General features: G+C 66.7%; 20 protein-coding genes. 14 read left to right on the top strand and 6 right to left on the bottom strand.

Annotation, left to right across the window (positions count from 1 at the left end):
• Positions 1-56: 56 nt before the first annotated feature.
• The gene (gene lexA / locus ACIQC0_RS00195) at positions 57-794 is read right to left on the bottom strand and encodes a transcriptional repressor LexA (protein WP_377217090.1); all 738 of its coding nucleotides are present in this window, start codon (positions 792-794) and stop codon (positions 57-59) included.
• Between the two features lie 325 nt (positions 795-1,119).
• Here lexA and ACIQC0_RS00190 point away from each other — a divergent pair, with 325 nt between their 5' ends.
• The 8 genes from ACIQC0_RS00190 to ACIQC0_RS00155 all read left to right on the top strand — a co-directional run bounded on the left by ACIQC0_RS00190 (position 1,120) and on the right by ACIQC0_RS00155 (position 7,417).
• Complete coding sequence (locus ACIQC0_RS00190; RefSeq protein ID WP_377217091.1) at positions 1,120-1,527, top strand: LysM peptidoglycan-binding domain-containing protein; 408 nt, start codon at positions 1,120-1,122, stop codon at positions 1,525-1,527.
• 78 nt (positions 1,528-1,605) lie between these two features.
• Entirely contained in the window at positions 1,606-2,724 is a 1,119-nt protein-coding gene (locus ACIQC0_RS00185; protein ID WP_400532138.1) for a histidinol-phosphate transaminase, read from the top strand.
• A gap of 60 nt (positions 2,725-2,784) precedes the next feature.
• Positions 2,785-3,411 (top strand): imidazoleglycerol-phosphate dehydratase HisB, encoded by a 627-nt coding sequence (hisB, locus tag ACIQC0_RS00180; RefSeq protein WP_377217093.1) that lies wholly within the window; start codon positions 2,785-2,787, stop codon positions 3,409-3,411.
• Positions 3,408-4,169 carry an imidazole glycerol phosphate synthase subunit HisH gene (gene hisH, locus ACIQC0_RS00175; RefSeq protein ID WP_400532136.1) on the top strand — a complete coding sequence of 254 codons (762 nt, stop codon included), beginning with the start codon at positions 3,408-3,410 and terminating at the stop codon, positions 4,167-4,169. The genes hisB and hisH overlap by 4 nt, the downstream gene beginning before the upstream one ends.
• Complete coding sequence (locus ACIQC0_RS00170) at positions 4,170-4,328, top strand: hypothetical protein (protein WP_377217095.1); 159 nt, start codon at positions 4,170-4,172, stop codon at positions 4,326-4,328. It begins immediately after the preceding gene.
• Between the two features lie 35 nt (positions 4,329-4,363).
• Entirely contained in the window at positions 4,364-5,110 is a 747-nt protein-coding gene (gene priA / locus ACIQC0_RS00165; RefSeq protein ID WP_400532134.1) for a bifunctional 1-(5-phosphoribosyl)-5-((5-phosphoribosylamino)methylideneamino)imidazole-4-carboxamide isomerase/phosphoribosylanthranilate isomerase PriA, read from the top strand.
• Between the two features lie 8 nt (positions 5,111-5,118).
• Positions 5,119-6,000 (top strand): SseB family protein, encoded by an 882-nt coding sequence (locus ACIQC0_RS00160; protein ID WP_400532133.1) that lies wholly within the window; start codon positions 5,119-5,121, stop codon positions 5,998-6,000.
• Between the two features lie 58 nt (positions 6,001-6,058).
• A complete protein-coding gene (locus ACIQC0_RS00155) occupies positions 6,059-7,417 on the top strand; it encodes an MFS transporter (protein WP_400532131.1) in 1,359 nt (452 codons plus the stop codon).
• Positions 7,418-7,464: 47 nt separating this feature from the next.
• Here ACIQC0_RS00155 and ACIQC0_RS00150 read toward each other — a convergent pair whose 3' ends face one another.
• Entirely contained in the window at positions 7,465-7,851 is a 387-nt protein-coding gene (locus tag ACIQC0_RS00150; protein WP_377217099.1) for a DUF1844 domain-containing protein, read from the bottom strand.
• A gap of 386 nt (positions 7,852-8,237) precedes the next feature.
• Between ACIQC0_RS00150 and infC the strand changes: the two genes are divergently transcribed.
• The 4 genes from infC to ACIQC0_RS00130 all read left to right on the top strand — a co-directional run bounded on the left by infC (position 8,238) and on the right by ACIQC0_RS00130 (position 11,042).
• A complete protein-coding gene (gene infC, locus ACIQC0_RS00145) occupies positions 8,238-9,260 on the top strand; it encodes a translation initiation factor IF-3 (RefSeq protein WP_400532130.1) in 1,023 nt (340 codons plus the stop codon).
• Between the two features lie 118 nt (positions 9,261-9,378).
• The gene (gene rpmI, locus ACIQC0_RS00140; RefSeq protein WP_009358635.1) at positions 9,379-9,573 is read left to right on the top strand and encodes a 50S ribosomal protein L35; all 195 of its coding nucleotides are present in this window, start codon (positions 9,379-9,381) and stop codon (positions 9,571-9,573) included.
• Positions 9,574-9,692: 119 nt separating this feature from the next.
• Positions 9,693-10,079 carry a 50S ribosomal protein L20 gene (rplT, locus tag ACIQC0_RS00135; protein WP_066274920.1) on the top strand — a complete coding sequence of 129 codons (387 nt, stop codon included), beginning with the start codon at positions 9,693-9,695 and terminating at the stop codon, positions 10,077-10,079.
• Between the two features lie 69 nt (positions 10,080-10,148).
• The gene (locus ACIQC0_RS00130; protein WP_400532128.1) at positions 10,149-11,042 is read left to right on the top strand and encodes a TrmH family RNA methyltransferase; all 894 of its coding nucleotides are present in this window, start codon (positions 10,149-10,151) and stop codon (positions 11,040-11,042) included.
• A 29-nt stretch (positions 11,043-11,071) separates the two neighbouring features.
• On the opposite strand, the gene ACIQC0_RS00125 is transcribed toward ACIQC0_RS00130, so the two are convergent.
• Complete coding sequence (locus tag ACIQC0_RS00125; protein ID WP_377217102.1) at positions 11,072-12,280, bottom strand: MFS transporter; 1,209 nt, start codon at positions 12,278-12,280, stop codon at positions 11,072-11,074.
• A 142-nt stretch (positions 12,281-12,422) separates the two neighbouring features.
• On the opposite strand from ACIQC0_RS00125, the gene ACIQC0_RS00120 reads away from it, so the two are divergent.
• Complete coding sequence (locus ACIQC0_RS00120; RefSeq protein ID WP_377217103.1) at positions 12,423-12,941, top strand: (deoxy)nucleoside triphosphate pyrophosphohydrolase; 519 nt, start codon at positions 12,423-12,425, stop codon at positions 12,939-12,941.
• Here ACIQC0_RS00120 and ACIQC0_RS00115 read toward each other — a convergent pair.
• The 3 genes from ACIQC0_RS00115 to ACIQC0_RS00105 form a co-directional block, all read right to left on the bottom strand.
• Positions 12,938-14,059: an Rv2578c family radical SAM protein gene (locus ACIQC0_RS00115; RefSeq protein ID WP_400532125.1), complete on the bottom strand. Its 1,122-nt coding sequence runs from the start codon at positions 14,057-14,059 to the stop codon at positions 12,938-12,940. The two genes, ACIQC0_RS00120 and ACIQC0_RS00115, sit on opposite strands and share 4 nt — an antisense overlap.
• A gap of 66 nt (positions 14,060-14,125) precedes the next feature.
• A complete protein-coding gene (locus ACIQC0_RS00110) occupies positions 14,126-14,797 on the bottom strand; it encodes an SIMPL domain-containing protein (protein ID WP_400532123.1) in 672 nt (223 codons plus the stop codon).
• Positions 14,794-15,243: a hypothetical protein gene (locus ACIQC0_RS00105; protein WP_400532121.1), complete on the bottom strand. Its 450-nt coding sequence runs from the start codon at positions 15,241-15,243 to the stop codon at positions 14,794-14,796. Before ACIQC0_RS00105 ends, ACIQC0_RS00110 begins: the two co-directional genes overlap by 4 nt.
• A gap of 200 nt (positions 15,244-15,443) precedes the next feature.
• Here ACIQC0_RS00105 and pheS point away from each other — a divergent pair, with 200 nt between their 5' ends.
• Positions 15,444-16,502, top strand: a complete 1,059-nt coding sequence (pheS, locus tag ACIQC0_RS00100) for a phenylalanine--tRNA ligase subunit alpha (protein WP_377217107.1) — start codon at positions 15,444-15,446, stop codon at positions 16,500-16,502.
• Position 16,503 lies beyond the last annotated feature (1 nt).

Raw genomic sequence — 16,503 nt, 5'->3', positions numbered from 1 at the left:
CCGGCGGCCGTCGGGAACGCCGCTTTAGGCGGCGCAGCTCCGTGGGAGCTCGTGCCCTAGAGGGACCGCAGCACGGACACCACTTTGCCCATGATGGTGGCGTGGTCGCCCAGAATGGGCTCGTACTGGGTATTCTGTGGCAGCAGCCAGGTGTGGCCGTCGCGCTGCCGGAAGGTCTTGACGGTGGCTTCATCGTCCAAGAGGGCCGCCACGATATCCCCGTTGGCTGCGTCGGCCTGACGGCGGACCACTACCCAGTCGCCGTCGCAGATGGCCGCGTCCACCATGGAGTCGCCGGCGACTTTCAGCATGAACAGTTCACCCTGGCCCACCAATTGCCGGGGAAGAGGCATGACGTCTTCCACCACCTGGTCCGCAAGGATTGGCCCGCCGGCGGCGATCCGGCCCACCAAGGGGACCATTGCGGTGTCGAGAGCTGTGGGGAGTTCGGTGACTGTGGCGGCCATGGCACCCGGTACCGGGCTTTCGGTGGCCGGGGCTCCCTTGCCCGGCACGCCGCCCAGTGTCAGCGGCATCAACACTTCCATGGCGCGGGGCCGCTTGGGATCCCGGCGGAGGTAGCCCAGCTTTTCGAGCTGTGAAAGCTGGTGCGTCACGCTGGAGAGGCTGGCCAGCCCCACCGTGTCCCCGATCTCGCGCATCGACGGCGGATAGCCGTTGTCGTTGACTGAGCGCTGGATGGTTTCGAGGATCTTCTTCTGCCGGGCGGTCAGGCCCTTGGCGGGCTTCTTCGCCTGCGGGAGTGTCCTGCCCCCGGCCGGTGCTGCTGCCATGTTTGCCAATGCCCTTCGGTTGCCACCGGTCCGCTTGCTCTGGCTCCGGCCGTGATGGTCCCGTCCAAATTGTCAGACCTGGCTGATCAACTGTCCGCGTGGTTGTTCTTGTCTTCAAAACTAGGCCAGCCACAGGGCTTTTTCAAACATTTGTTCTAGCGAGTCTCGACATTATTCGTTGATAAGTGCTAAAACTGAATCAGCAAAGTTCGAATATGTGTTCTAGTCACTGTTGCAGTCGTTCGAAGTTCATCTTCGAAGAACGGCGGGAGATGGCGGCCGGAACATTCCGGGCAGCACAGTACGGTCCAGGAGGGCTAAGTCCATGTCAGCTATTTCCGCTCACCACTCACCAGTTTCCCCAGGGAACACCTCGGGTTCTGATGGCCGCGCTTCTGAAGGCCAGGCGCCAGCGCCCCTGCCGCCGCTGCGGCTCACCCGCCGGGGGCGGGTAGTGCTGATTGGCATCCCGCTGGTCCTGCTGGCGGCGCTGCTGCTTTCCCTGGCGGGGTTCTTCAACTCGCCCGCCAAGGCCTCAGACTCGGCAGCCGACCTCGTGGCCACGCCGACAGTCACCGTGACAGTCCAGCCGGGCCAGTCCCTGTGGAGCATTGCCGGCAGCCTTGCGCCGGAGCGCGATGCCAGGGACGTCGTGGCAGAAATAGTGCAGCTGAACAATCTTTCCGGCGGGCCTGTGATTCCGGGCCAGCAACTGTTCGTTCCGGCCGGGTAATGGAGTCCCAGAGCCGGGCAGGGGCGGCAGGGAACTGTCACATTTTCCGGTCCCCGGCGCGGGCACTAAACTGTTCAGGTGAATGACCAGCTAGAACGACTGAACCGGCTTCCACTCCGCGAGAACCTCCGCGGTCTTGCCCCCTACGGGGCACCGCAGCTGGACGTCCCCATTCTCCTGAACGTTAACGAGAACACGCATGGCGTCCCGGCGGACGTGCAGGCGGCTATCACCGCGGCCGTTGCCCGTGCCGCCAAGGGCCTGAACCGGTACCCGGACCGCGAATTCACCGAGCTCCGCACTGCCTTGGCCGAATACCTCGGCCACGGGCTGGACGCTTCGAACATCTGGGCGGCCAACGGCTCCAACGAGGTCCTCCAGCAGATCCTCCAGGCCTTCGGCGGCCCCGGCCGCACCGCGCTCGGATTCCCTCCCACGTACTCCATGTATCCGCTGCTCGCGAGCGGCACGGATACCCGCTATATCGCTGGACAGCGCGCGGATGATTACGGCCTCACTGCAGAGTCCGCTGCCCGGCAGGTGAAGGACCTGCAGCCGAGCATCGTCTTCCTTTGCTCGCCAAACAACCCCACCGGTACCGGCCTGGGACTGGACGTGGTGGAGGAGGTCTACCGTGCCGGTGAGGCGAGCCAAACCATCGTGATCGTGGACGAGGCCTACCACGAGTTTGCCCACGACGGTACGCCCAGCGCGCTGACTCTCCTGCCGGGCCGTGAGCGACTCATTGTGTCCCGCACCATGAGCAAGGCCTTTGCCTTGGCCGGGGCGCGGCTAGGTTACATGGCAGCAGCCCCGGAAGTGACGGATGCGCTGCGCCTTGTCCGGCTGCCGTACCACCTGTCAGCCGTGACCCAGGCGACGGCGCTGGCCGCACTGGAATACCGTGCAGCGCTGATGGCCGATGTCGAGGACATCAAGAGGCAGCGGGACCGAATCGTCGATGAACTGCGCCGCATGGGCCTCACGCCGGCCGCGTCCGACTCCAACTACGTGTTCTTTGGCGGACTTGACCATCCGCACCAGGTCTGGCAGGAACTCCTGGCGGCGGGTGTGCTGATCCGTGACGTCGGGATTCCCGGACACCTGCGCGTAACGGCCGGAACTGAGACGGAAACCACAGCTTTCCTGGAATCGTTGGAAAGCATCCTCGCCCGGCAGGCAGCGCTACCCGCCTAGACTTGGAAGAGCGGCGCCCTGCGCCCTGACCACCTATCTTCCCCAAAGGACACTTTGACCATGAGTTCCACCGGATCGAATGCCGCGGCCTCCCGGACCGCCCGCATGGAGCGTGCCACCAGTGAGTCGTCTGTACTCGTGGAGATCAACCTCGACGGCACCGGCGTTTCGGACATCGACACGTCCGTACCCTTCTACGACCACATGCTCACTGCCCTGTGCAAGCACTCGCTGATCGATATGACGGTCAAGGCGACCGGGGACATCCACATCGATGTCCACCACACGGTGGAAGACGTTGCCATCACCTTCGGCGAAGTCCTTCGTACCGCGCTCGGGAACAAGGCCGGCATCCGACGGTTCGGTGAAGCGACAGTGCCCCTGGACGAGGCCCTCGCCCACGCCGTCGTCGACGTTTCCGGGCGGCCCTACCTGGTGCACGGAGGCGAACCGGCCGGCCAGGAATACCACCTGATCGGCGGCCACTTCACCGGCTCGCTGACCCGCCACGTCTTCGAAGCGATTACCCTGCACGCGGGAATCTGCCTGCACATGAACGTCATCGCCGGCCGCGACCCGCACCACATCGTGGAGGCGCAGTTCAAGGCGTTTGCCCGCGCACTTCGGGCTGCTGTTGAGCCGGACCCCCGCGTCGAGGGCATTCCGTCCACCAAGGGCGCCCTGTGAGCGGCCAGGTCCTGAAGGACGGCGCCATCGTGGACCCTTCAGCATCACGGAAGCTTCCCTCCCCGGAGGGAAAGCCTACGGTGACGGTCCTGGACTACGGTTCGGGCAATGTCCGCTCCGCCGTCCGGGCCCTCGAACGGGCAGGCGCCGAGGTTACCCTCAGTGCCAAGCCGGAGGACGTCCTGAACGCCGATGGCCTGGTGGTTCCGGGCGTGGGTGCGTTCGAAACTGTCATGCGCGAACTCAAGGCCGTGGACGGAATCCGGCTGATCGGCCGCCGTGTTGCGGGTGGTCGTCCCGTCCTGGGAATCTGCGTCGGTCTCCAGGTCCTCTTCGAAACCGGAGTCGAACATGGCACCGAGGCCGAAGGCATGGGCGAATGGCCCGGCAAGGTGGAGCACCTGCCCGCGGACGTGGTCCCGCACATGGGCTGGAACACCGTTAAGGTTCCCGAGGGATCCAGGCTGTTCGCCGGCGTCGAAAACGAGCGCTTCTATTTCGTGCACTCCTACGGCGTGCAGGAATGGAACTTCGATGTCGTCCAGCCGCGCATGGCCGCACCACTGGTGACCTGGTCCGAGCACGGCGCACCATTCATCGCCGCCGTGGAAAACGGGCCGCTCTGCGCAACGCAGTTCCACCCGGAGAAGTCCGGCGACGCCGGTGCCCGGCTGCTGCGCAACTGGGTGGAATCCCTCCGCCGGCCCGCGGACTCCGGGGCCGGCAGCAGCGCAGCGCCTGCGACCGGCGGCGCCTAGATGTGGTCCATCGTCCTGATGGGCCTTGCCGGCCTCCTGGTGGGCGGTGCCCTGGCATTCCGCCAGCAAGGCAAGCCGCTGTGGACGCAAATCTCCTTCTACGTTTTGGCGGGCATGGCTTTGCTCGCCGCCTACCTGTTAACGCTGCCGGCTGCCTAGCCCGCAGCGCCCCGCCTACCTGACAAAGGACGAACATGACCACCGCTAACGATTTGCCGGTCCTCGAACTGCTGCCCGCCGTGGACGTCGTCAACGGACAGGCCGTGCGCCTGGTCCAAGGCGAGGCAGGCAGCGAAACCAGTTACGGCACACCCCTCGAAGCTGCCTTGAACTGGCAGGAGCAGGGCGCCGAATGGGTGCACCTGGTCGATCTCGACGCAGCCTTCGGCCGCGGCTCCAACGCTGAGCTGCTGCGGGAAGTGGTGGGCCGGCTGGACATCAAGGTCGAGCTCTCCGGCGGCCTCCGGGACGACGAGACGCTCGAAACCGCCCTGGGCCTCGGCGTGGCGCGCGTCAACCTCGGCACCGCGGCGCTGGAGAACCCTGAGTGGACCGCCCGCGCGATTGAGCGCTTTGGTGACAAGATCGCGGTCGGCCTCGACGTCCGCGGCACCACCCTGGCCGGCCGCGGCTGGACCAAGGAGGGTGGGGATCTCTGGGACGTCCTGGCCAGGCTTGAAGAATCCGGCTGCGCCCGCTACGTGGTGACGGACGTGACTAAGGACGGCACCCTTCAGGGCCCCAACGTCGAACTGCTGCGCCAGATGGTGGAAAAAACCGGTAAGCCCGTGGTGGCATCCGGCGGGATCTCCAGCCTGGACGACCTCAAGGTCCTGCGTTCCCTCGTGCCGCTCGGCGTCGAAGGGGCCATCGTTGGCAAGGCGCTCTACGCCGGCGCCTTCACCCTGCCCGAGGCGCTCGACGTCGCCGGGCGGCGCTGACGCCCGCCATGGCCACTGACGGTTCCGAAGCCCCGGCCCCCCGCCACCTGCCCGGCCATATAGCTGCCGCGCTGGCAGGTGCTGGTGGCGCGGCAGATTCGGCCGGGCGGCCCTGGGCGGGCCGCAGCCTCGCAGGGGATGACGCCAGGATCCACAACTTCGAGGACGACGACGGCACGGCCGACGCCGGGTACCTCGCCGCCGTCGACCAGTTGTGCGAGGGGAGCGGAGACGAGGCCGCCGTAGTGCGCTCCCTCGCCACAGCCCGCGTCTTCATCCCGGTCGTCGCCCAGCTTGCCGAAGAGGCCGACGGCGGCCACGGCCTGCGGGCGGACAAGCAGGCCGACATGGCACTGGTGACGCTTAAGGCACCGGACGGACGGACCGCCATGCCGGCATTCACGTCGGCCGCCGCCCTTGCCGCATGGCACCCGGACGCCCGGCCCGTCGCCGTCTACGCAGCCCGTGCTGCGCTGTCTGCCGTCGCCGAGGGAGCCGAACTGATGGTGCTGGACCCTGGCTCCCCAGTGACGTTCGTGGTCCGACGACCCGCCCTGTGGGCGCTGGCTCAGCAGCACGAGTGGGTTCCCAGCTACACCGATCCCGCCCTCGCCCCCGAGCTTGGGCAGGCCGCTTCCCGCTTCCCCGCCGTCCGGAGCATTGAACTGCTGCCCGGCGGGGGAGTGGCCAGCCGGGCAGCGGACGGTACAGTCCTTGCCGGCGGCGGACCCGGCCCGGAACTTCAGGTGGTCCTGTACCTCGAGGACGGCCTGGACGCCGGCGCGGTGCAGCACCTCGTAGCGTCCCTCCAGGGCGAGTGGTCCCGGAATGTATTGTTTGGGGAGCGGGTCGACTCGATGGAAATCAAGCTGAGGCGGGCCGTCAACTAGCGGCGGTGCACGGCGGAGACCCTCCCGGACTGCCGCAGCAGACCATAAGGAAACCTTCGTGAACTTCGCCCTTTACCGGCACCTCCTGGCAGTGCGTCCCATCCGGCGCCTCCTGCTGGTGGGCATGGTGGCCCGCATACCGCACTCAGCCGCTGGAGTGCTGCTCACCCTTCACATCGTTCTTTCGCTCGGTGAAGGGTACGCTGCCGCGGGGGCTGCAGCTGCAGTCATGACCATCGGCATCGCCGTTGGCGCTCCCTGGCGTGGCCGGCGCGTGGACACCGTCGGCCTGCGCCGGGCGCTCATCCCGTCAGTGGTGTCCGAAGCCCTGGTGTGGTCCGCCGTTCCGCACGTCAGCTACCAGTGGCTGCTGCCCCTGGTCTTCGTGGGCGGGCTGTTGACCCTTCCGATCTTCAGTGTGGTACGTCAATCCCTGGGCGTCCTGGCCGACGGTGAACAGCGGCGCACCGCCTTTGCTTTGGACGCCATCAGCACCGAAGTGGTGTTCATGATCGGCCCGGCGGCCGGCGCCATCATCGCCACCAGCGGCTTTACCGTCGCGGGCCTGACGGCGGTGGGAATTTCCACCTCGTTGGCCGGGCTGTTCCTGATCTGGTTCAACCCACCCACCCGCAGTGCAGCGCCCACGGCCGAACGCGCCGGTGAGCTGCTGCATGCGGCCGAAATCGCGGTGGTGTCGGCCGCCCCGGCCCACGTACAGGAGGCCGCGGCCGAGCTGGTGCCCGCAGGCGCCGAAAGCGACGATGCCGCCGCGGGCGGCGGGCCGGGCCGCCGTCGCGCGTTCCGCACCAGGGTGGCGCACAACTTTGCCTGGTTCACCGCTGCCGTCGCCGCATTGTTCGCGGTAGCTGCGGGTACCGGAATGGTGCTTAGCGGCACGGATGTGGGAATCGTCGCGGCGCTGGAAACCGGAGGCCGGCAAAGCGAAATCGGGATCGTCTTCCTGTTCTGGTGCGCCGCGTCCGTGGTAGGTGGATTGATCTACGGCGCCATGCACCGTCCGGTTTCGCCGATGCTGCTGCTGCTGGGCATGGCCGCGCTCACGATTCCCATGGGCTTCGCCACCGACACATGGACCCTGGCGCTGCTCTCCATCCTGCCTGGCCTGCTGTGCGCTCCGGTGCTGTCGTCAGCCTCCGAGAAGGTGGCGGACCTGGTGTCCGAGGAACGGAGGGGCGAGGCGATGGGCTGGTACGGGTCCGCCCTGACCGCAGGCGTGGCGTTGGGTGCTCCGCTGGCCGGTGTATTCATCGACGGCCGCGGACCTTCCAGCGGTTTCACGGCCGTCGGCGTCGCAGGGGTAGTGCTGTGCGTGGCGGGGCTGGTCCTGCAACAGGTACGCCGCAGCCGGACAGCCCCCGCCAGCAAGGACACCACGCCCAGACCCCACCCCTAAACTCCGGAGTGGGGTGCTGTGGTGCTGGTGGGGTGTACGGCGTTCCTTTAGTTGACGGCGCCGGTGTACTTTTCGCCGGGACCCTTGCCCGGGGCGTCAGGGATCAGCGACTCTTCGCGGAAAGCCAGCTGGAGGGAACGGAGGCCATCGCGCAACGGGCCAGCGTGCTGCGAGCCGATTTCGGGTGCCGCCGCGGTGACCAGCCCCGCGAGGGCCGTAATGAGCTTCCGGGCCTCGTCCAGGTCCTTGAGTTCCTCGGCATTGTCCTCAGCGGCCAGGCCCAGTTTGACGGCGGCGGCACTCATAAGGTGGACGGCCGCGGTGGTGATGACCTCGATTGCCGGGACCTCGGAAATATCCCTGATCTCCTGCGAGACGTCGGCGGCGCCGCCCGCGGGCTCGAAAACGTGTGAATTACTGTCTGGGGTGCTCATACTGGTAAGCTTGACACAGACCGACTGGATGTCGTTATTTCAGCACAACGGGTTCCCACCGGCGCTTCACAGCACTGGCGGGGATTTTTTCTGTAGAATGGCATGCAGTTTGCAAGCGGAGTTCTCTCCCACCCGCGTCGGCCGTTGTTTTGGATATCCAGCAGGATCGTCCCGAAACGCAAGGTTGCCGGGTACCTGGTTGGGTATGGTCAACGGCAGTCGCCGTGGACCTGCACGCAGTCCCTTAGCGGGAGCTGTTCCGATCTTTAGAGGCCTTCGATTGCTCCGGCAGTCGGGGGCCTTCTCCTTTTGCCGGGATCCCACAACAACACAGGAGCTTTAACATTAGCGAGCCAAGAATCAATGAGCGTATCCGCGTCCCCGAGGTGCGGCTGGTCGGCCCTGCAGGTGAACAGGTAGGCATCGTCCGTATTGAGGATGCCCTGCGTCTGGCTGCCGAGTCCGACCTTGATCTCGTTGAAGTAGCACCTCAGGCCAAGCCTCCGGTGTGCAAGCTGATGGACTTCGGCAAGTACAAGTACGAGGCCGCAGTTAAGGCACGTGAAGCCCGGAAGAACCAGACCAACACTGTTCTGAAGGAAATCCGCTTCCGCCTGAAGATCGACACCCACGACTACGAGACCAAGCGCGGCCACGCACTGCGCTTCCTCGGCGCCGGGGACAAGGTCAAGGCCATGATCCAGTTCCGAGGCCGTGAGCAGCAGCGCCCCGAAATGGGCATCCGCCTGCTCCAGCGTTTCGCGGACGACGTTGCCGAGGTGGGCGTGGTTGAATCCAGCCCGCGCATCGACGGCCGCAACATGGTCATGGTGGTCGGTCCGCTGAAGAACAAGGCGGAAGCCAAGGCTGAAGCACGCCGCGCCACGCAGCGGGCTGAGGCGAAGGCCCAGAACGAAGCAAAGGCCTCGGGCCGGGTAGACGTTTCGGGCGACGACCAGGCTCCCATGACCCAGTCGCTTGCGGACCTGCTCCCGGAGGGTTTTGCCGTTTCCACGGAACCAGAAGCTCCCCAGGGCGAAGCGCAGGAGTCGGCTGCCGCCGTCGAACCTGCCGAGGTTGTTGAGGAAGCACCCAAGGAAGCTCCGAAGGAAAAGGAAGCTCCGAAGGAAAAGGAAGAGGCTCCGAAGGCTGCCGCGCCTAAGGCCGCTCCCAAGCAGGAAGCACCGAAGGCCGCCGCGCCCAAGGCTGCTCCGGCTCCGAAAGCTGCCCCCAAGGAAGCTTCCAAGCCAGCGGAAAAGGCTACGGCTCCCAAGCCTGCGGCTGCTGCGCCGAAGCCTGCTGCTGTTCCTGCGCCGCCCAAGCCGGTGGCCAGGCCCGCCGCGCCGAAGCCCGCCGCACGCCCTGCCCCCAAGGCAACGCCGAAGCCGGCCGGTAAGAAGACCACGTAGTTCACAACTGCGGGAAGTTCCGGCTTCCGGCAGTCAGCAACCAGCATGCCGCCCTCAGGGGAGGCTGCGCGATAGAACTGCAGGCAATGCCTGCGGACACGTAAGGAGATCGGTTACCATGCCGAAGATGAAGACCCACAGTGGTGCTAAGAAGCGCTTCAAGCTGACCGGCAGCGGCAAGCTGCGCCGCCAGCAGGCCAACCGCCGCCACTACCTGGAGCACAAGTCCAGCCGCCTGACCCGCCGTCTCGCCGGCGACAAGATCGTCTTCAAGGGCGATGCCAAGGTCATCCGGAAGATGCTCGGCATCTAATTTCCAAGTTCTTTGACTGAACACCACCTGGTGGTCGGTCACCTGCCAAACAGCCTTCTCAGGCCGCCGGACCTCCGGCAGTAGATGCTTGGGATCAGAATTTTCGAAGGAGTACGCACGTGGCACGTGTGAAGAGGGCGGTCAACGCCCACAAGAAGCGCCGGGTTATCCTTGAACGCGCAAAGGGCTACCGTGGACAGCGTTCACGCCTGTACCGCAAGGCCAAAGAGCAGCTGCTGCACTCGTTTGTGTACAGCTACGGCGACCGCAAAAAGAAGAAGGGCGACTTCCGCCGCCTTTGGATCCAGCGTATCAACGCGGCTTCCCGCGCCAACGGCCTGACCTACAACCGCCTGATCCAGGGCCTGAAGGCCGCTGAGGTCGAGGTTGACCGCCGCATGCTGGCAGAGCTGGCCGTCTCCGACGCCAACGCTTTCGCCGCACTGGTCAAGGTCGCCAAGGACTCCCTTCCGGCTGACACCTCCGCCAAGAAGGTTGTAGCCTAGCAACAGGCTCTTCCCCCCATCGACGGGGACGTTCAGGAACCACTGGTGCCAGCCACTAGAGTTTCCTATATGAACGACACCGGGCGCCCGCAAGATTTTCCACTCTCCAACCCCCGAGCTGATCGGGTCCGGGATGTGGCAAAACTTGCCGGGCGCCCGGCGCGTTTAAAGCGCGGGCAGTTCCTGGCGGAAGGTCCGCAGGCGGTACGAGAGGCTCTGAAGCTGCACCAGGAACGGCTGGCGTCGGGTGCGCCCGGCATTGTCACCGAGGTGTTCGCCAGCGACGCCTGCCTGGACCGGTTTCCGGAGTTCGAGGAACTCGCAGAGGGGACCAACGCGCGCCTGGCCACGGATGAGGTCCTGGCAGCCATGGCGGACACCGTCAACCCGCAGGGGATCATCGCTGTTTGCCGCTTCGTGGACGTGCCGCTTCAGGACGTGCTCGACGGCGGTCCACGCCTGATTGCCGTCCTTTGCCAGGTGCGCGACCCCGGGAACGCCGGCACCGTCCTCCGGGCTGCGGACTCCGCCGGTGCGGACGCCGTGGTGCTCACAGGATCCAGCGTGGACATCTACAACCCGAAAGCGGTCCGCTCCACTGCAGGATCGCTGTTCCACCTGCCGGTGGTCCTCGGTGTGGAGCCCGCCGAACTCGCGGCTGCCTGCCGGGCGCGGGGTATTGGTATCCTCGCTGCGGACGGTTATGGGCAGCTCAACCTGGATGCGCTCCAGGATGAGAGTGCCCGCCGCCGGTTGACCGGGGACGGGCCGGAATCCGCCGTTGACCTTGCGGCGCCCACGGCGTGGCTCTTCGGGAACGAGGCCCAGGGGCTGTCCGAAGAGGAGCTCGCGCTGGCCGACCACCGTGTGGCCGTACCCGTGTACGGTGCAGCGGAGAGCTTGAACCTCGGCACCGCAGCCACGGTGTGCCTTTATGCCAGCGCCCGCTCCCAGCAGGGCTGACGACAGGGAACGGGCCGGCAGTCAGATGCCTAAGCGGCCAGCGGCTTTTTGCGCTCCAACAGCCCGCTGAGGAGTGCGACGCCGAAGCCCAGGACGGCGAGGACGGCCCCCACGAGTGCCGGGGCAACGTAGCCCCATCCCAGCGCGATGACCACACCGCCAAGGAAGGCGCCCAGGGCGTTGGCCACGTTCAGTGCCGCATGGTTGAGTGAGGACGCCAGCGATGGGGCGTCCGGGGAAGCATCCAGGAGCCGGGTCTGGAGCGCCGGGACCAGCATGGAGCCGGCGGCGCCCACGACGAACACCATCACCAGCGCCGACCACTGCCAGTGCACGGCAACGGCGTAGACCACCAGCGCCACCGCGATGCCCGGCAGTACCCGGTACAGGGTGCCCATGACGGACCTGTCGGCGAAGCGGCCGCCGAGCAGGGTACCAGCCACCATGCCCACCCCGTAGAGGGCCACCACGACAGGGATCATGGTTTGGGGCATCCCAGCGACGGCAGTCATGGTGTGCGCAATGTAGGTGTATGTGGCGAAGAACCCGCCGAAGCCCACGATGCCGATCAGGATGGCCAGCCACACCTGAAGCCGCTTGAGGGCGCCGAGTTCGCGCCGGATGCTCGCTTCCGGGTGCGCGGCTTCGAACGGCACGAACCGGGCAATGAGTGCCATGGTCAGGAGCCCGATGAAGCCCACCAGGATGAAGAGCAGCCGCCACCCATAGGTCTGGCCGAGCCACGTGGCGAAGGGGACGCCGACCACGTTTGAGATACTGAGTCCCGCCATCACCATGGAAATGGCCCAGCCCCGCCGCGTGGGCGGGACCAGCGATGCAGCGATCACGGCGGCCACGCCGAAGAACGCGCCGTGCGGCAGGCCGGCGGCGAACCTGGACAGGAGCATGGTCCCGTAATCCGGTGCGACATACGAGCTGAGATTGGCCAGGCTGAAGAAGAGCATGAGCCCCAGTGCCAGGTATTTCCGAGGCAGTTTGGCGCCCACCGCGGCCAGCAGGGGAGCGCCCACCACCACTCCCAGGGCGTATGCGGAAATCAGGTGGCCGGCCTCCGGGGTTGAAATACCCAGCCCTGCTTCCACCTCTTTCAGCAGGCCCATCATGGTGAACTCGGTAACGCCGATGCCTGCCCCGCCCATGGCGAGGGCGATGATGGCCATGGTGAGGTTGAAGGACCGGGCGGGAACTGCCGTGGACTTTTCCAGGACGCTGCTCATAAGCCTGCTTTTCGGTGGTGGCGGACAGACCGGGCCACGGCAGCGGGGCAGGTCGGGACTAACCGGATAACCCTGCGCTGCCAGGCGGTATTCCCGCGGGCAGGGGCGTCGGTTTTTCCATTGTCCCCCATACACTGGAACGATGACCGGGCAGACGCAGGAAGACGTAGTGATTCAGGTAGTGGGCGGGGCCGTGGTGGACAGCCTGGCACGGCCGACGGCGCTGCTGGCGGCCCGCCGCAGCGCGCCGGAAACACTGGCCGGACTGTGGGAATTTCCGGGCGGGAAAGTCGAGCCGGGCGAGGCTGCTCCGGCCGCGCTGGTCCGGGAACTTCGCGAAGAGCTCGGCGTGGAGGTCCGGCTGGGCCAGGAGCTTTCCTCCGGGCAGCCGCAAGGCTGGCCGCTGAACCGGCGTGCCAGCATGCGGGTGTGGTTTGCCCAGGTGAGCAGCGGAAAGCCCCAACCGCTGGAGGACCACGACGAACTGCGCTGGGTGTCCCTGGCTGATCCGGAAGCCGTGCTGGCACTGCCGTGGATCCCGGCCGATTATCCGATTGTAGAGGCTGTCCTGGATCAGGCTGGTTTGGGGCGGGCTGTGCAGGATCGGGCTGATCAGGACCAGGCTGTGCAGCGTCGGGCCGGGCTGGATTCGGTCGGCTAGAACAGCACCGGCTGTGCGCCGCCCTGCTGTCCCTCCCGTGGCGTGGCCTGCTGGGCAGCCTGCGCCGGGATGCTGCCTGCCGGGTACTGGGCCTCCTCTCCGCGGGGATCGTCCGCGGGGCTGCTCGGATCGTCCACATCGCGGTGGCTGAATCCTGAGGTCGACCGGAACCCGTGCCGGGCCTTGAAATAGCGCACCTTGCCGGCCAGCCACATCCGGTACTCCTTGGACGCGTACGAACCCTGCCCGTAGAGGCGCCGGTACTTGCCCGCCAGGTGGGGATGGTTGGCGGCAAGCCAGCCCATGAACCATTCACGTGTTCCGGGTTTCAGGTACAGCGCTCCGGCAGTGACGCCGGTGGCACCCGCTGCGGCCAGGGAGGAAAAGAGGGAGTCTAGAGCTTCATCGCTGTCGGAGAGCCAGGGCAGGATGGGCATGGCCATGACGCCGCACGGCAGCCCCGCCTCGCGCAGTCGCGAGACCAGCTTCAGGCGGGCCCGCGGCCCCGGGGTTCCCGGCTCGATCGCCTCGGACAGGGCCTCGTCCGTCATGGCCAGCGAGATGCCGATCCCCACGGGAACCTGAGTGGCAGCGCTTTTCAGAAGCGGGATGTCCCGGGCGAGGAGCGTCCCCTTAGTGAGGATGGACAGGGGAGTGCCGGAATCGGCCAGCGCAGAGATGATCCCGGGCATCAGCCGGTAGCGGCCTTCAGCCCGCTGGTAGGGGTCCGTGTTGGTTCCGAGGGCCACCTGCCGGCGTGCCCATGACGGCTTGGCGAGTTCCTTGCGGAGCACTTCCGCCGCGTTGACCTTGACCACCACCTGGCTGTCGAAGTCCAGGCCGGCATCGAAGTCCAGGTAGGTGTGGGTCTTCCGGGCAAAGCAGTAGACACAGGCGTGGCTGCAGCCGCGGTAGGGGTTGATGGTCCACTCGAACGGCATCCGGGAACCGGCGGGCACCCTGTTGAGCACCGATTTGGCGGTGACCTCGTGGAAGGTGACCCCCGCGAACTCGGGTGTGGTCACGGACCGGACCAGTCCTGCCAGGGGAAGGAGTGCGGGTGAGGCAGCGGGAGCATTCCCGGGCGTCTCCAGCAGTGCCTGCGCGTCCCATCTCATGAACTCCATTCGAAAACATGTTCGAATCAATGTCAAGGACGCCGCGCCCGCAAGAGTGCCGGCGCTTCAGCCGTCCGCGCCCTGCCGGCGCGGCAGCAGCTCCCAGCTGACGGTCACCGTGGCCTCTTCGCGGTTGAGGCCCGGCTCCAGAGGAATGCCTTGGCTGGCGGACATGCGCTGGAGGCCGGCAAGCGGAACGGGGCCTCCCGCCGTCGGCTGTTCTGCCAGGGAGACCACCCGGCCCAACGTGGCGCCCGCCAGGGCGGCGAGCTGGCCTGCTGAGCGCGTTGCGTCCTCCCACGCACCGGCCCGGGCCCGCTCCCGGAGCGCGGCAGTGTCCTCCACGACCAGCTGCAGGTTGTTCAGCCGGACGTCGTCGCCGGCGGCAGCAACCGCGGCCGCAAGGACCGCCGGGACTGAATCCAGATCACGCAGCCGTGCAGCAAGCGTTCCTGCGGCGATATATCCGGCCACCTGCTGGCTCCCGCCATCACGCCACACGAGGTCGGCGCGGACTGTGAGCCCGGTGCTTTGCAGATCGGAGTCCGCAACGCCCGCACTGCGTAACGCGGCGGAAACGGCTGCCAGCGATGAGCCCGCCGCAGTGAAAGCGGCGTCCACCGAGCCGCCGCGGCACTCAACGCCCAGGGCGACGGCGGCCAGGTCCGGCGGTGCCTCTGCCCCGCCGTGCCCGGAGACGGTGATGGTTCCGGGCTGTATGGCCCGGGGTCCGCTCACGGAAGTTCCTTCCGCGCGGGGTAGCCGCCGGCGGCCAGTCCTGCCCGCCGCTCAAAGATGTTCGCCGTTCCCGGATTGCCCGTCCGCAGGACGGACCAGGCTGCCGCCACGGAGTAAAGGGGCAGGAACGGCAAGCCAAGGCACCACGCATACTGCGTGCAATGCTTCTCCTCATGCCCCAGCAGGGCCGGCATGGACAGCAGGTCCGAGGCTCGCCCGCGGTACAGCACCACGTTCCCCAGCACGAAGGCCCGCGCGAGCGGCAGCGGCCACCGGTAGCCGGAGGCGAGCAGGAGGCCCCGGGGTCCGCGCCGCAGGCGTGCCCCGGAGAGGCTCGCGACGGCGACCCCCACCAGGGTGCTCCCGTTCAGGAGGTTCGCGGCCTGCCTCAGCCGCTGGGCCGCCGTCGGACGCGCCACCGGCCCCTGGAACTGCTGCGCTGTCATGAGGCCATGGTAGCCGGGGCGTTCTACTAGACTGGAGGGCAGTGGCTGCCGGATTTCCGGTGGGCCCTGACCTGGTCATTGAATACGCTGAACCTTGGGCGCGTTCATCCATGACCTGCCAGTGACGGACGCGCCGGCGGGAAACCGTGCAGGCCGACCCGTTCGCCGGCAGCCAACAAACTCGAAGCTAAGAACAGTAGATGACTGAAACTTTGCCCGGCGCCGCCCCGAACCCCACGGATGAAGCCGCCATCAACGCCGCTGTAGACCAGGCTGTCGCCGCCATCGCCGGCGCGGCCACCCTTGACGAGCTCAAGGCGGTGAGGCTCGCGCACGCTGGGGAGAAGTCCCCGCTGAGCCTGGCCAACCGCGAGATCGGCAAGCTGCCCAAGGACCAGAAGGCCGTGGCCGGAAAGCTCATGGGCTCCTCGCGCGGCCGGGTTAACAAGGCGCTCGCGGACCGCACCGCTGAGCTCGAGGCGGAAAACGACGCCCGCATCCTGCTCGAGGAGACCGTAGACGTCACTGCGGCCCCGCGGCGGCGCCGTGCCGGTGCAAGGCACCCGCTCTCCACGCTGCAGGACCGTGTGGCCGACATCTTCGTCGGCATGGGCTGGGAAATCGCCGAAGGCCCCGAGGTGGAATCCGAGTGGTTCAATTTCGATGCGCTGAACTTCAAGCCGGACCACCCGGCCCGCGAAATGCAGGACACCTTCTTCGTGGAGCCTCCCGAAGCCCACCTGCTGATGCGCACCCACACCTCGCCGGTACAGGTTCGCTCCATGCTGGAGCGCGAAGTGCCCATCTACGTCCTGTGCCCGGGCAAGGTGTTCCGTACCGACGAACTGGATGCCACGCACACGCCGGTGTTCCACCAGTTCGAGGGCCTGGCGATCGACAGGAACCTCAGCATGGCCGACCTCCGCGGCACCCTGGAGCACTTCGCCCGGCAGATGTTCGGCGATGAAGCCCAGATTCGGCTGCGTCCCAACTACTTCCCCTTCACCGAACCGTCCGCCGAACTGGATATCTTCCACCCCGGCGCCAAGGGCGGCCCGCGCTGGATCGAATGGGGCGGCTGCGGCATGGTCAACCCCAACGTGCTCCGCGCCGCGGGCATCGACCCGGACGTCTATTCAGGTTTTGCCTTCGGCATGGGCATCGAGCGCACCCTCATGTTCCGCAACGAAGTGGGGGACATGCGCGACATGATCGAAGGCGATGTACGTTTCAGCGAGCACTTCGGGATGGAGATCTAAC

The organism is Pseudarthrobacter sp. NPDC092419 (assembly GCF_044755045.1).
Taxonomy (GTDB): domain Bacteria; phylum Actinomycetota; class Actinomycetes; order Actinomycetales; family Micrococcaceae; genus Arthrobacter.
The sequence above is the reverse complement of the archived record's forward strand: the minus strand, read 5'-3'. Positions and strand labels throughout refer to the sequence as shown.

What these genes read in the sequence shown, in the direction of transcription:
- ACIQC0_RS00190 (WP_377217091.1), top strand. Translation starts at nt 1,120, where the DNA reads ATGTCAGCTATTTCCGCTCACCACTCACCAGTTTCCCCAGGGAACACC.
- ACIQC0_RS00150 (WP_377217099.1), bottom strand. Translation starts at nt 7,851, where the DNA reads ATGAGCACCCCAGACAGTAATTCACACGTTTTCGAGCCCGCGGGCGGC.
- ACIQC0_RS00120 (WP_377217103.1), top strand. Translation starts at nt 12,423, where the DNA reads ATGACCGGGCAGACGCAGGAAGACGTAGTGATTCAGGTAGTGGGCGGG.
- ACIQC0_RS00130 (WP_400532128.1), top strand. Translation starts at nt 10,149, where the DNA reads ATGAACGACACCGGGCGCCCGCAAGATTTTCCACTCTCCAACCCCCGA.
- ACIQC0_RS00125 (WP_377217102.1), bottom strand. Translation starts at nt 12,280, where the DNA reads ATGAGCAGCGTCCTGGAAAAGTCCACGGCAGTTCCCGCCCGGTCCTTC.
- ACIQC0_RS00105 (WP_400532121.1), bottom strand. Translation starts at nt 15,243, where the DNA reads ATGACAGCGCAGCAGTTCCAGGGGCCGGTGGCGCGTCCGACGGCGGCC.
- lexA (WP_377217090.1), bottom strand. Translation starts at nt 794, where the DNA reads ATGGCAGCAGCACCGGCCGGGGGCAGGACACTCCCGCAGGCGAAGAAG.
- ACIQC0_RS00170 (WP_377217095.1), top strand. Translation starts at nt 4,170, where the DNA reads ATGTGGTCCATCGTCCTGATGGGCCTTGCCGGCCTCCTGGTGGGCGGT.
- pheS (WP_377217107.1), top strand. Translation starts at nt 15,444, where the DNA reads ATGACTGAAACTTTGCCCGGCGCCGCCCCGAACCCCACGGATGAAGCC.
- priA (WP_400532134.1), top strand. Translation starts at nt 4,364, where the DNA reads ATGACCACCGCTAACGATTTGCCGGTCCTCGAACTGCTGCCCGCCGTG.
- ACIQC0_RS00160 (WP_400532133.1), top strand. Translation starts at nt 5,119, where the DNA reads ATGGCCACTGACGGTTCCGAAGCCCCGGCCCCCCGCCACCTGCCCGGC.
- ACIQC0_RS00115 (WP_400532125.1), bottom strand. Translation starts at nt 14,059, where the DNA reads ATGAGATGGGACGCGCAGGCACTGCTGGAGACGCCCGGGAATGCTCCC.
- hisB (WP_377217093.1), top strand. Translation starts at nt 2,785, where the DNA reads ATGAGTTCCACCGGATCGAATGCCGCGGCCTCCCGGACCGCCCGCATG.
- rpmI (WP_009358635.1), top strand. Translation starts at nt 9,379, where the DNA reads ATGCCGAAGATGAAGACCCACAGTGGTGCTAAGAAGCGCTTCAAGCTG.